11 protein-coding genes are annotated in these 14,463 nt (G+C 29.0%); 1 reads left to right on the forward strand and 10 read right to left on the reverse strand.

Annotation, left to right across the window (positions count from 1 at the left end; translation table 11 throughout):
• Positions 1-1,737, reverse strand: a complete 1,737-nt coding sequence (gene msbA, locus GA0061080_RS01615) for a lipid A export permease/ATP-binding protein MsbA (protein ID WP_091119951.1) — start codon at positions 1,735-1,737, stop codon at positions 1-3.
• 223 nt (positions 1,738-1,960) lie between these two features.
• On the opposite strand from msbA, the gene waaO reads away from it, so the two are divergent.
• Positions 1,961-2,980: a lipopolysaccharide 3-alpha-galactosyltransferase gene (waaO, locus tag GA0061080_RS01620; protein ID WP_091119957.1), complete on the forward strand. Its 1,020-nt coding sequence runs from the start codon at positions 1,961-1,963 to the stop codon at positions 2,978-2,980.
• A gap of 14 nt (positions 2,981-2,994) precedes the next feature.
• On the opposite strand, the gene GA0061080_RS01625 is transcribed toward waaO, so the two are convergent.
• The 9 genes from GA0061080_RS01625 to GA0061080_RS01665 form a co-directional block, all read right to left on the reverse strand.
• Positions 2,995-3,996, reverse strand: a complete 1,002-nt coding sequence (locus GA0061080_RS01625) for a WaaS/CpsH family glycosyltransferase (RefSeq protein WP_091119960.1) — start codon at positions 3,994-3,996, stop codon at positions 2,995-2,997.
• Between the two features lie 8 nt (positions 3,997-4,004).
• Complete coding sequence (rfbD, locus tag GA0061080_RS01630; protein WP_091119963.1) at positions 4,005-4,868, reverse strand: dTDP-4-dehydrorhamnose reductase; 864 nt, start codon at positions 4,866-4,868, stop codon at positions 4,005-4,007.
• 7 nt (positions 4,869-4,875) lie between these two features.
• The gene (rfbC, locus tag GA0061080_RS01635; protein WP_091119966.1) at positions 4,876-5,406 is read right to left on the reverse strand and encodes a dTDP-4-dehydrorhamnose 3,5-epimerase; all 531 of its coding nucleotides are present in this window, start codon (positions 5,404-5,406) and stop codon (positions 4,876-4,878) included.
• A gap of 13 nt (positions 5,407-5,419) precedes the next feature.
• Complete coding sequence (gene rfbA / locus GA0061080_RS01640; protein ID WP_091120190.1) at positions 5,420-6,286, reverse strand: glucose-1-phosphate thymidylyltransferase RfbA; 867 nt, start codon at positions 6,284-6,286, stop codon at positions 5,420-5,422.
• 13 nt (positions 6,287-6,299) lie between these two features.
• Positions 6,300-7,361 carry a dTDP-glucose 4,6-dehydratase gene (gene rfbB / locus GA0061080_RS01645; RefSeq protein ID WP_091119970.1) on the reverse strand — a complete coding sequence of 354 codons (1,062 nt, stop codon included), beginning with the start codon at positions 7,359-7,361 and terminating at the stop codon, positions 6,300-6,302.
• Positions 7,362-7,421: 60 nt separating this feature from the next.
• Entirely contained in the window at positions 7,422-10,205 is a 2,784-nt protein-coding gene (locus GA0061080_RS01650; RefSeq protein ID WP_167349159.1) for a rhamnan synthesis F family protein, read from the reverse strand.
• Between the two features lie 168 nt (positions 10,206-10,373).
• Positions 10,374-11,276 (reverse strand): polysaccharide pyruvyl transferase family protein, encoded by a 903-nt coding sequence (locus GA0061080_RS01655; RefSeq protein ID WP_091119977.1) that lies wholly within the window; start codon positions 11,274-11,276, stop codon positions 10,374-10,376.
• Positions 11,255-12,289 carry a glycosyltransferase family 2 protein gene (locus tag GA0061080_RS01660; RefSeq protein WP_091119981.1) on the reverse strand — a complete coding sequence of 345 codons (1,035 nt, stop codon included), beginning with the start codon at positions 12,287-12,289 and terminating at the stop codon, positions 11,255-11,257. Before GA0061080_RS01660 ends, GA0061080_RS01655 begins: the two co-directional genes overlap by 22 nt.
• Positions 12,290-12,295: 6 nt before the next feature.
• Entirely contained in the window at positions 12,296-14,389 is a 2,094-nt protein-coding gene (locus tag GA0061080_RS01665; protein ID WP_091119985.1) for an HAD-IA family hydrolase, read from the reverse strand.
• Positions 14,390-14,463 lie beyond the last annotated feature (74 nt).

The raw sequence follows: 14,463 nt of genomic DNA on the forward strand, positions 1-14,463 counted from the left end.
TTAAGAATTAAATTGCATTTGATACATCTTGGCATAAGTGCCATTTTGAAGTAATAATGAACTATGAGAACCTTCCTCTATTACCGAACCATCATCAATAACCAATATACGATCAGCTTTTTCAATTGTAGATAGTCTATGTGCAATAATAATAGAGGTTCGATTTTTTTGTAAATTATCTATCGCCTGCTGAACAAATCTTTCAGATTCGTTATCCAATGCTGAAGTAGCCTCATCAAAAATTAAGATAGGGTTATCGCGTAAAAGCACTCTTGCTATAGCAATTCTTTGTCTTTGTCCACCTGATAATAACACACCATTATCACCAATCTCTGTATTCAATCCATGTTCTAATTTTTCAATAAACTCCATTGCGTTAGCTTGTTTAGCTGCATTAATAATGTCTTCTTGAGTATACTGATTTTTAGCACCATAAGTTATGTTTTCAGCTATTGTGCCATTAAACAAATGGACTTTTTGTGAAACATAGCCTATTTGCTTACGCAATGAAGCAAGTGTGTAATCTTTGATATTAATACTATCTAGTAGTATCTCACCTTTTTGTATATCATAGAATCTAGGCAATAAACTTGCTATTGTTGATTTACCCGCACCTGAGCGCCCTACTAAAGCTACCGTTTCGCCTTCTTTAATTTTAAAACTAATATTATTTAAAGATGGTGATGTTCTTGTTGGATAAGTATAAGTGACCTGACAAAACTCAATATCTCCTTTTGCTCTATTCAACTCAACTTTTCCGTTGTCATCTTCGAGTGGTAAATTTAACAGTCCAAATAATGATTCGCAAGCAACAGCGCCTTTTTGTAATTCTAGATGAACACTAGTTAGCTCCCTTAAAGGACGCATCACTGCAACCATAGCCGAAAAAACAACAGTAAATGATCCTGGTGTAATATCTAAAGTTTGACTTGCAACAAGAAACAAGATTAATCCTAAAGCCAATGTAGCAACTAATTGAATGATGGGTGTCGATAAACCAGAAACAAGTACAATTTTTAAAATGCCTTTTCTAAAAATTTTATTGATTGAATAAAAATTGTCTTTTTCGTATTTTTGAGCATTAAAAATTAAAATTTCTTTATGCCCTTTCAGCATCTCATCTGCTGCTGTTGTAATGTTACCTATTCCTTTTTGCATAGAAACAAGTGTATTTCGAAATTTTTTTGCAATAAATTGGGCTATAAAAATAACTAACGGTACAACAATAATTAAAACTAAAGCCAACTTCCAATTACCATAAAACATAACGACACATAAACCGATAGCATAAGCAATTTCTCTTACTAAAATGATAAGAGCATCAGATGAAGCTTTTGATAATAATTGAGTATTATAAGTAATTACCGTGACAAGCTCACCAATAGGATTTTTATCAAGAAAACTGGTAGGACTTTTAACTAAGTGATTAAAAATCATCTGTCTGAATTTGGTTACAACTTTACCAGATAACCAAGAAAGGCAGTAAGTAGAACAATAGTTAGACAATCCACGTAATGCAATTAACCCTATAATACCAATCGAAAAAAGAATTAATAACTCATAATTTTTATCCATTAATCCATTATCTAATAAGGGTTTTGTTAACGAGATCAGTGTTGCGTCAGTTGCAGCATTTAGCAAAAGCGCAATAATTGCAACAATTAACGCTTTTTTATGTGGATAAATAAACGGCCACAATTGTTTAATGGTATTCAATGAGCTATATTTATTAGACATAATGAAGTAAAAAAATTAATTGGAAAGACAATTATACTATATATACTCTATTAATTTGAAATTTTATTACAACTCTTTTTCAACTAGAAAAAATTTGTTTTATCTATATAATAAAGTAATGTTAAGTAAGTTTATTAAATCCTTCTTACAATATTAAACTCTTGGTTAAATAATCAGTTATTAAATAATAATTAATTTCACACGATGTAATAGGAAATTGGCAATGTATTTCGACGCAAACAAAATTATAAAAAAAATGATAATATTTGGAGCTAGAAATAACAATAATGTTAATCAACTAAACATCGCATATGGTATTGATAAAAACTTTTTTTTAGGTTGTACCACTTCAATCACTTCCATTTTATTAACTAACCCTAGTTTATGTTTTAATTTTCATATATTCACAAATTACATTAACGATGATCTTGAAAAAAAACTAGAACAACTTGCCGATGACTACGGAACAACCATAATAATTTATTTAGTGGATGATAATGGTTTATCACACTTACCAACTACTAAAAATTGGACAATTGCAACCTATTTTAGATTTATCGTGGCAGATTATTTTTATGGAAAAATAGACAAAATTCTTTATCTCGATGCCGATATTATCTGTAAAGGTTCATTAAAAGAATTATGTACGTTAAATTTTGATAATAATATCGCCTATGTAGTGACAGAAAAAGACTCTATATGGTGGAACAAATGTGCCACTCGACTTGATGAACATAAATTATCATCCGGTTACTTCAATGCAGGATTTTTGCTAATTAATCTAAAAAAATGGCAAGAATTTAATGTAAATAGCAAAGCATTAGAGTTACTTTCCGATTCAAATCGTTCAGGAAAATTCACACATCTAGACCAAGATGTATTAAATATTATATTGCTTGAAAAAGTTAAGTATCTTGATAGAAAATATAACCAACAAGTCAGCATTAATTACGAATTAAAATATAAATCAAACATTAACTGTTACTCCCCCATTTCTGATGAAACAATACTAATACATTACATTGGACCAACCAAACCATGGCACAAATGGGCTAGAGATTATAAATGCTCACAATATTTTATTGATGCTAAATCAGCATCACCATGGAAATCAACACCTCTGCTATCAGCTACGACAGCAACACAAATGAGATATTGCGCAAAACATAAATTGCATCAAAAAAAATTGTTGCGTGGTTTTATTTGTTATCTAATATATTGTATAAAAAAAATAAAAGTTTAAAAAATAGGATTTTTTTATACAAAATTACTAGTCATTGTGTTTAGCATTGCATCTGGACTATATTGATACAAAACATCTAATGTAACTGGTGTAAACTTAGAGTTCAAAAATAACTCAATATTTTGATAATTTTCATTATCAAGAATAAAAATCTGTTCTGGCGAATAAAAATTATATTCTTTTATAGATTTATTAGTAGTAATTAATTTTTTGTTAAATAAAATAGCTTCAAGGGCTCTTAAAGTGACTCCCGTTTGACCTATTTGCCCTATTTCTAAAATAACATCGCTCTGTTTTACTTTTTCTATATTTTCGAAATAGCTAATTTTTTCTCTCGATTTATAATAGTTAGATTTTCCTAACGGGTTTATTATTTGTGTTGATTTGTAATTGATTAAATTAAAATCTGTTTGGTAACCATTTTGGTGTAATATAGGCGCAATTCTATTAATAATTTGGGCTCTATTTTCCCAATACTCGCCTATAAAAAAACATGTTTTTATAGTGTAGTGGAAATGATTAGGCTCTCCCCTCAATTTTTTCATTTCTGAAAAAGTAAATGGTAAAAATTGATTTAAATATGTAAAGCTATATTTTTGGCAATCATCAAAATCAAAACTATAAATTTTATCAAAAAACGGAGTGATTTTATTTATATAATCTTCATGTTGACATAACCATTTTTTTTTATTTTTCATGCTATTATTTAATACTTCAATAGTATCACGTAGCACTAAAACTTTATGACATTGAAGATCTTTAACTAAGTCAATGAATCCAGAAATAGCAAAACCACTACACAATAAAATATCATCAGATTTTAATGTTCTTAATTTCATGAATTGATGGAATTTGATAAACCATTGTCTAGGAAGATTTTTTCTATCTAATATAAAATTAATATCTCTAAAATGTTTCATTAATTTATTAAAAAGAACAACATCATATTCAGATTTTAAGACATTAACCATATGCTTTTCATAATCAGCATTCCACTCAGCAAAATAAATAGTCATTAAGTAACCTAAATAGATCTAATTTTAGAAATACAAGATATTAATTGTTCTTCCCAATTTGAACCAGATAAATTATATTTTTTTATTTTGTCCATGCTCATTACAGAATATAATGGCCTCTTAGCTTTAGAGGGAAAAGATTGAGAATTAATTGGAGAAATAACAGGAACTTGAAATAATAAATTTTGATCTAATGCTATATCAAATATTTTTTGACCAAATAAAAACCATGATGTAGATTCATTACCACAATAATGATATATACCACCTTGAATATCATTCATTAGCATTTCTAAAATCGTTTTAGCAATATCACCAGCATAAGTTGGACATCCTAACTGATCATCAATAATGGTTAATTCAGGTCTAGTTTGGCTAAGTTTTAACATCGTTTTGACAAAATTATTACCATATTCACTAAAAACCCAAGAGGTTCTAATTACAATTGTAGAGGAATAATTGTCTAAGACAGATAATTCACCAGCTAGTTTAGTCTCACCATAGACATTAACCGGATTGGTTAAATCGTTCTCTAAATAAGGGGAACTTTTTGTACCATCAAAAACATAATCAGTCGAAACATGAACTAGTTTTGCATGATATTTTTTGGCAGCAATTGCTAAATTCTTAGGACCGATAGCATTAACTTTATAAGCTAATTCATATTCATCTTCGGCTTTATCTACTGCTGTATATGCTGCAGCATTTACAATGGCATCTGGTCTATGCAAGGCAACAAAATTATTAACAGCTAAACCATCAGTTATATCTAATTGCAGGCTGTCAGTAGCAAGTAATTGCCAATCTGAAGGAAAGATATCTTTAAAACAATGTCCTAATTGACCATTAGCACCAGTTAACAAAACTTTCATCAATTAACTATAACTCCTGTAGTTTTTTGCCTAACTTATCTTTTGCCGATAGTAATGGATTTGAAATCGGCCAACTGATATTTACTGTAGGATCGTTCCACAATAAACACCCTTCTGACTTAGGATCATAATAGTTAGTACATTTATATTCAAAGTCAGCAATATCTGACAGTACAGCAAAACCATGAGCAAGTCCAGGTGGAATCCACAACTGTGTTTTATTTTCTTCTGTTAAGGTAACGCCAACCCACTTTCCATAAGTAGGGGAATCTTTACGAATATCGACAGCTACATCAAAAACTTCACCTCTAACAACTCGAACTAGTTTACCTTGAGGGTTTTCCTTTTGAAAATGTAATCCTCTTAACACATCTTTTTGTGAACGCGAATGATTATCTTGAACAAAATTAAGTTCTATACCTAACATTTCTTGATACCGTTTTTGTTCGAAAGTTTCAAGAAAAAAGCCTCGTTCATCGCCAAACACTTTCGGTTTTATAATTTTTACATCCGCAATATTAGTTGAAATAACTTCCATTTGTCCACCTATTCTATTGTTCTATCAATCTTGCTAAATATTGTCCATATAATGTTTTACCTGAACTAATGGCTTCTTCTTTGACCTGTTCAGCACTGAGCCAGCCATTACGATAAGCAATCTCTTCAAGGCAAGCAACTTTGAGTCCTTGTCTTTTTTCTATTACTTGAACAAACGATGACGCTTCAAGCAAACTGTCATGTGTACCTGTATCAAGCCAAGCAAAACCGCGTCCTAGGATCTCAACATTTAACAGTCCTGCATCCAAATACATTTGATTAAGAGTTGTAATTTCTAGCTCACCACGATGAGATGGCTTGACTTGTTTTGCCATTTCAACCACATTTTCATCATAAAAATACAGACCTGTTACAGCCCAGTTCGATTTTGGATTGGCTGGTTTTTCCTCAATGGATAATGCTTTAAAATTTTCGTCAAAATCAACTACACCAAATCTTTCAGGATCAAGTACCTGATAACCAAAAATTGTTGCACCTTCTTTTTGAGCAGCAACTCTTACCAATTTTTTGCCAAAGCTTTCGCCAAAAAATAAATTATCACCTAACACTAAAGAACAGCGTTGTTTTTGAATAAACTCCTCACCAATTAAAAAAGCTTGTGCCAAACCTTCTGGCTTAGGTTGCTGTGCATAACTTAGTTTGACACCAAAACGAGAACCGTCACCTAGCAATCGTTGAAACATAGGTAAATCATCAGGTGTTGTGATTATTAAAATATCACGAATACCGGCAAGCATGAGTACAGATAAAGGATAATAAATCATAGGTTTATCATAAACAGGTAACAACTGTTTTGAAATACCTCGAGTTATGGGATAAAGACGGGTTCCTGACCCACCAGCTAATACAATACCTTTCATAAAGTTACCTATATTAAATAATTCCTTGTCGTGATCTTGCATATGAGCCATCTTTAATATGATCACACCATTGTTTGTTTTTGAGATACCACTCTACTGTTTTGCGCATTCCTGTTTGGAATGTTTCTTGTGGTTTCCAACCCAAATCTTGATAGATCTTTGATGCATCAATAGCATAACGTTGATCATGACCTGGCCGATCAGTAACATAAGTAATCAGATCTTTATAACACTTAACGCCATCAGGCTTATTTGGAACGAGTTCTTCAAGTAATTCACAAATAATATTTACAACATCAATATTTTTTTGTTCATTGTGCCCACCGATATTATAAGTCTCACCTACTTTTGCTTTAGTAGCAACAAGATAAAGTGCTCTTGCATGATCTTCGACATATAACCAATCTCTAATTTGTTGACCATTACCATATACTGGCAACGGCTTACCTTCAAGAGCATTAAGTATCATTAATGGAATTAGTTTCTCTGGAAAATGATAAGGTCCATAGTTATTTGAGCAATTAGTGATAACTGTAGGTAAACCAAAAGTTCTATGCCACGCACGGACTAAATGATCACTCGAAGCTTTCGATGCTGAATATGGGCTACTTGGCGAATAAGGCGTTTTTTCAGTAAATAAATCATTAGTTCCATGTAAATCACCATACACTTCATCAGTTGAAATATGATGAAAACGAAATGTAGATTGTTTAGTTGCCTCTAGCGTTTTCCAATAAGCCAAAGATGCTTCTAATAAAGTATAAGTACCTATTATATTGGTTTCAATAAATTTAGAAGGATTATCAATAGAACGGTCAACATGACTTTCGGCAGCTAAATGCATAATAATATCAGGTCGAAAATCAGTGATTATAGAATCAAGTGATTTTCGGTCACAAATATCAATTTGCTTAAAATGGAATCGTTCGTTTTTAGATATCTCATCTAATGATTCCAAATTCCCAGCATAAGTCAATTTATCAATGACTAAAACTTCATTTTCTGTTTGATTAATAATATGCCTAACAACAGCGGAACCGATAAAACCAGCACCGCCTGTAACAATCACTTTCATTTAGCTTCTCTTTAACTTATTATTTAATTATAAAATATTACTGATATTTAATTTTTGAAATTAACTTGGATATTTTGTATAAATACAACCTTTATACCCATTTTGCTCACATACAAATACAGGTAAACGTTCAATAGCATGAGCAATAGTTCCTCCAACACCTATGGGTTCATTAGGAAAATCTTTATAAGATAAATTTAAAAAAAATAACTGCTCCAAAGCTTTTGGGCGATACCAAAACATAGTCCCAGCAGCAAATAATAGATCATTTAAGCACATTTCTGTCGAAAATCCCATCTTATAAATTAACTGATCTATTAATTTTTTCTCATTATAATTACCTGCTAAAGAAATATTATTTTGAATATGTCCACATTTCAACTCACTATAGAAATCATTAATAATGATACCTACACTTTGATTTTGTTCAAAAATATTAAAAATATCAATTACACTTTCTTTTTTTATCAAATTAGAAAAAAGATAATTACGCCATGAAGATGAATATGATAAATGTGGGCTTTTTTTAGAATGAATATGACAAAATAAATCATACTTATCTTGATATTTCTTTGTTTCAATCAGCCATGGAGCTACATCTCGGCCTCGATTTGGTACTAAGATAATACTCAACATATTTAAATTTTTTACTATTTTCCTATTAAATAAATTAATTAATAAATCTCGTTTTTTTTCATCAGGAATAGTTAATATTAAATCGAATTTAACTGGAAAATTATGTAAGTACTTTAGTATCTCTTCTGAAAGATCAATGTTATAAAGATGACAATGAATTCCTACTTTTTTATTAAACGACAATGATAACTCATTCTTCGGAATATATCTTTTTTCCGGATTAACGAAACCAGTTGCAGAAAATACATTATCAAATCGATAATTTTCCATAATTAATTGATATTGTATAGATTTAGTTTTATAAAAAGAAATAGATCCTTGATAAAATACATGCCTTAATTGATTCATTTCACAATAAGGCGATTTTTGCCAAGAAAAATTAAAAAGCCTAGCAAACGCGGATAAATCAGTTATATCCAAAAAACTCACATATGAGCCAAATTGATTAATAAATTGAGACAAATAATCTTTCATTTCATTTTTGATTACTAATAAATCGTTTTGAAATTTTTTGTTCTCTAAAAGTAATTTTGATGGTGAAAGCAAGGAACACATTAGTATTTTTAAAGAAGTTGAATCATTTATAGTTGGTGAAATACAAAATGACTTAATGTTACCATTATTTTTTTGAAAATTATCATTTCCATTAAAAGAATAAATTTGATCAAATAAAATATGAGTAATACTTGCTAATACTCCAGATAATAGCTCATCATTTTCTAAATTGAAAACAATTCCTCTTTTCCCTATATTCTCTTTCACTTCTTGTGAAAGAGAATCTACTAAATTATTTTTCAACTTAATTAGATATTGATTAAGAATTAAATTAAAACGTTTTAAAATATCAATACATTTCTCTTTGTTGTCAAAAAATAAAAGCTCTCTCTCTTCTTCAGATAATAAATTAAGTAACTTTTCAAGTAATGACTTGTCTAGAATAACGTCTTCAAGCATGTTACGAAATTTATAGTATTCATTATCACAATCATCAATACTTTCTATAAATCTTATAAAATCTTCATATTTGAGTATATGATAGATTTGTTTTGACATGAGCAGGCGTTGGCTCGGTAATTTTTTATTCAATAACTTATCTTTCAGAAAATTATAGGCAAACTCAATTAGACATTCATTATTAGAAGCAAAATAAATTTTATCATAATTATTTTGAATTTCATTATTTTGCAGAATTTTTAATGCTATATATAATATAAGTGGAGATAAAAGCAATCTAGATAAACAACTAATATCAGCAAAAACATTAGGCTTTTTAGGCATTTGATAATGGTCAGCGAATACTCTATTAAAACTAAATCCAATTAACAACCTTTGACCTAAATCAAAATTCGCATATTCATAAAGAATCTCTTTATAGATTGACCGTTCTGATATTAAAATATTTTTCACATAAGGATAATAGATTGCGGTAATATTTTTTTCCATTGGCTGTAAATAATCAGAATTATAATTACCACCTATATGAAAAATAGCTGATGGTTCAATATTCTCATTACTAATCACATCGTTGAATAATTCACCATTATCTTTTTTCTTATTATAACTAACCGGAGTATATATTTTTTCAATTTTACAAAAACCATTCTTATGCAAAACTGAAAGTAAAAAATCCTCAGGTAAGTATGTATCCGATACTGCTATGATTTTTTTATTATTTTTAACCGCCATATCATATAAATACATAAAATCTTTTCTAACTGTAAGTAATTTACTCTCAATTTCTAATTCTTCTTGTTGAAGTAATAATTTTGTTTTTTCATCAAGAGAAAGTTTTTTTGCAATGAAATTATATATATCTGATAACGATACATTTTGATGAACAAATTCATCAATAGCTAATAACCTAGCATTACACAAATCGATATTATACTTTTTCTTTACTGTGTGAAATAACAGATGTAATACATCCTTTGATTCTAAAGATGGGCGAATTAATAAATTATCAAAAACACCGAAACTTATGATTTTTATTGTTTCAAGTTCAATTATTTTACTGATATTTTCAATGGTAATAGGTAATGAATCTTGTAAAACCTCATATTCATTACTTAATTCACTTTTCCCTGAGTGTATTTTTTCTCTGGTTGGTAGTTCTTTTATTATTTTTAATCTCTTTGAAGCGATCCTAAACCCCAATAAACGAAATATTCTACGTTTATTTGTCTTCTCTATAATAAAAAAGCCATGCAAGAATTCTCGTCTATTTATGAATATCAACCTTTTGTAAATTGTAATTCCAAATAATCTAACTTTTACTTTGGATTTATCTTTTATCTTCTTTAATAGCATATTTTTATTAACTTATTACTCATTTAATATCAAAATTTAAAAGTTTAAGATTAATAATTATATTAATTATTAATCTGTAATGAGATGAGCATTTTTTAATAAATTCATTACATAGTCAGAGTGTAATAAATCTGTAGAGGTATTAACAAAATTTACATTTTTGTATTTCTGCATAATACTATTTTCAAATATCGCTCTATTTTTGTAATAATTATTAGGGTACATAATAACTTTTTTATTCAACATCGCTGCAAAAATAGAAATATGTAAGCGGTCTGTTTCAATCTCATCAAATTGTGATAAATAACTAGCCAAACTATATGTTACGTATTTTGATAACAAATAATTGCCCCACAACTCTCCATTCCAAGATAATGAAATGTCTTTATTAAATTCATTAATATAAAGAAGTTTAGATGATTCCCCGTCAGTTCGTAAACAATACCCGTGTCCTCTACCCTTAATAGCAAACTGTGATAATTCATTTTGTGGAAAATAAAAAGCCATATCATCAGATAAGAACAGATTATTTTTATTAGCTCCATTTAAAACGCATAATTCATAACTAACTTTTTCTCGGCAGATGATAATTAAATTTCTATGAGTTTCTTGAACAAGATCTTTATAGCCCCAGATAGTATGAGGTAATATGATACATTTATTATTATTTAAATATTTTTTTAATTTTTTATATAAATGATCATACTTACCTTCTACTAAATTTCCTCCTCCACTAAAAAATAGAATTTCATTAGAAATAGAAATATCATTATTAGGGTCGATAATCTCATAACAAATATTTAATTCATCAAATAAACAGTATGTCGAATATGTAATAAATGCGTCACCGGCATTCCCCGGATTAGTAATAAAATAAACTTTTTTATCTGAATAATTTGATAAAAAATCTCTCATATCAATTTTCATCACACTATCACCACTTATATTATTCAACTTTTTTGTTTTTTCCAACGTCGAATTTTTCTAATTAATAATCTGATCCTATTATAGATCGTCACTCTTTCATTCAAGATTTTTTTTACTTCCTGTAATTGATGATTAAGATGATCAATTGAGTTGCCTAATTGATGCGCTAATGCTCTAATCTCATTTAAATTTTTATCCTGTTCAAGCAATAGAATTTGTAATAAACCATAATTTCCTTGCGATTCTTGAAAAGATTTTCTAACCAATGCATTTTTGTAACGGATTGCATAAAGTTTATGTTTATTAACACCAGCATGTACAGAATTTCCATAGATAGATGTTGCATTAACTCTATGGTGATAAAAAGCAAGTTTTTCATCTAACGTTAAAATTTCGCCACATCGAAATAGCCTCAAATTATAATCCCAATCACCTAATACTGGTAAATCAGCGTTAAAAGGCCCTATCGATTTAGCAACATCCATTCTAATGAGCAAACAAATTGGAGGAGTTATATTTCCTTTTAAAAGGACTGATATATCAACATCATCACGCCAATATCCCCATTCATATCTAGCAGTTTCTTGAACATAATTATTTGTGATTTCTTCATGTATTACAACACAATTTGTGATGACAGCTACAGCATGTTTATTCTCTTTTAAAAAATTAGTCGTTTTTTGTAGAAATTGAGGAGTCCATGAATCATCATCATCATGAACGACAATGAATTCCTCAGACGCAAGTTCAAATCCTTTATTTGAAGCAGCTTCCATACCTAATGATTTTTCGTTATGTAAAAGAGTTAATCTACCATCAAAAGAAGAAGCATATATATTTACTAGATCTTCTACTGATTTTTTATCCCCACCATCGTTTATCAAATACAAATGCCAATTCTGATACTCTTGTTCTAATACACTTTTTAAAGCCCTTGCTAATAAAATAGGCCTATCTTTAGTTCGCATAATAACGGCAACGGATCCGTCATGTTTTATATAATTAACATTTTCATAATCTCGAATGTAAGACGGATATAATTGTTCTGATATATTCATTATATATTATCCTAAAATAAAATTTTTTAAAATTGTCGGGTAATTAGATAATTCGTTACTAACAATTTGATACAAATGAGCATTGTCAGAATAATATCCATTATATTTCCAGTAAAGTAATTGTCCACATAACCAACCTCCTCGGTGAATCATAGGATATATTTTCTCATCCCAAGGTTCTTCATTTGACCAAATCAAAGGAAAATAAATCTCATGATCGTATCCTGGAGCATGTAATATATTTCCCAATTCTTTAACTTCTAGACTAGTAGGAGAACAAATGACTTGAGCTAAAGCTCCTTTTGCCGTATTTACATTAATATAATCAGAATTAATTCCGAAAACATCTTCATTTTTAACCCATTTAGATATAACCGAATGCAATCCCTTATAAAATCTTTTTAAATTCACTACTTGTTCTTTAAGATTATCTTTTTTTTCTTTGAAAATAGGAATATATTTTCCCATTGATTCAGTAAAACCAATAACAGATTCATGATCTGCGACATGAAGATTCTCTAATATATTAATGCTATTTTTCATTAAGAAAATTTTATTAGGATCATTGAATTCACTAAAAAATGCAGCATCCATTAATCCGTTGTAAAATATTCGGCCAGTAGCCAAACCATTGTGTAATCCATAATAAAACCCAGATATTTTTTCTTTAATACCATGATTTTCTCTAAACAAAGTTAGAGCTTGCTGTAAAGTACCTGACCATCCCAAATCAACTATTGCTATTTTTTTAGAGCTAAATATACCTTCTTGATCATAGTATTGATAGGAATTTTTGTATTGTTCTTCAAATTGAGGTAGTAGTAGAGGAAGTAAATCATGACCAAGATAAAATTTAAAATCATCCAATAGTGAAAATTTAAATTTGCTATCCAAATCACCAAATTTATTAACAAAATTATTTACGTCAATATCAGATATATTAATTTTTAATCTTGTTAGAACGTCTCTATTAGTTTGCCCTTCAACTATATTATGGTTAGAAAGAAAAGTTAAAGATGCCTCAGAAAGCTTGTTATGTTTTTGACATTCGATGTAACACTGGCTATATCCAAGAACAAGTCTAGATATATATAAATAACTTGATGTTACACCACATAGTTTATCAAAATTAAATTCTTTCCATAAATTGTAAATAATTTGTGCATCACGAGAGCAAAAGTAAACATGTTCAATTTTATTTTTTCTAACGTGATCATTCAACCATTGAAGAAAACTATAAATAAAAAAAGAACCACAAGAAATCCCGAAAACAAACCAGAAATCTTTATATATTACCTTATCTGTTAATAAAATCATTTTTTTTATCAAAGAAAAAGGAATAATATTTGTCGACAATTGCCCACCTAATCTTCTTTCTGTTATGAGAGAATTATACCAAATAGTATCTATACCGTCTCTTTTAGGCACCTCAACATCTGAGTAATAGTTATCACCAATATGTAGGATTTTTTGATTGGCATAATCATCAAGGACGTTTTGCCAAATAGTACCGTGATTTTTAGTCTTTAATAAATTACTTGATAAATATAATTTATCAAAAGATGAAACCCCAACTTTGCTTAACATTTTTTTTATTGTTTCTTCATCTAAATACATATCAGAAACTAAAATAATTTTTTTATTTTTTTCAAAAATTTTATTTATCAAAAATAGATTATCTAAAGATGGGACACAATAATTTATTTCGATCATCATTTCCGTTTGCTTTGCTTCTTCAATAACATCTTGATACTCAGGATAAGTTATTTTCAATTGTTCATAAATATTGTCTAAAGTAACCTCTTCTATATTTTGTTGATAGGCAATATCTCTAGCAATTTTTTCCGATTCGAATCTAGCAACAGCAAAACTAGCACAAAAATGACCTTTTTCGATTAGACATTTCTCTACAATTGAAAAAACATCGATAGGACACTCGACTAACCTTGTCAAAATAGTGTCAAAAATATCAAATGAAATCACTTCATAGCATTCAATATCCTTTAAAACTCTCTCAATATAGGTATCGTCATATGTTTTGGCATTTTGAAAAAAATAATTCCTAGTAGAACTTAATAAATTAATAATATCTGTTTTCACATTAAATTACCTAAATTAAATCACACATAGTTTTTCAAACTACAACTGACTGCGTCAGTATAACAGCCAATAAA

It is taken from the genome of Gilliamella intestini (assembly GCF_900094935.1).
Lineage (GTDB): Bacteria > Pseudomonadota > Gammaproteobacteria > Enterobacterales > Orbaceae > Gilliamella > Gilliamella intestini.

Excerpts from the sequence above, each read along its gene's own strand:
- msbA (WP_091119951.1), bottom strand. The coding sequence starts at position 1,737 with ATGTCTAATAAATATAGCTCATTGAATACCATTAAACAATTGTGGCCG.
- waaO (WP_091119957.1), top strand. The coding sequence starts at position 1,961 with ATGTATTTCGACGCAAACAAAATTATAAAAAAAATGATAATATTTGGA.
- GA0061080_RS01625 (WP_091119960.1), bottom strand. The coding sequence starts at position 3,996 with ATGACTATTTATTTTGCTGAGTGGAATGCTGATTATGAAAAGCATATG.
- rfbD (WP_091119963.1), bottom strand. The coding sequence starts at position 4,868 with ATGAAAGTTTTGTTAACTGGTGCTAATGGTCAATTAGGACATTGTTTT.
- rfbC (WP_091119966.1), bottom strand. The coding sequence starts at position 5,406 with ATGGAAGTTATTTCAACTAATATTGCGGATGTAAAAATTATAAAACCG.
- rfbA (WP_091120190.1), bottom strand. The coding sequence starts at position 6,286 with ATGAAAGGTATTGTATTAGCTGGTGGGTCAGGAACCCGTCTTTATCCC.
- rfbB (WP_091119970.1), bottom strand. The coding sequence starts at position 7,361 with ATGAAAGTGATTGTTACAGGCGGTGCTGGTTTTATCGGTTCCGCTGTT.
- GA0061080_RS01660 (WP_091119981.1), bottom strand. The coding sequence starts at position 12,289 with ATGAATATATCAGAACAATTATATCCGTCTTACATTCGAGATTATGAA.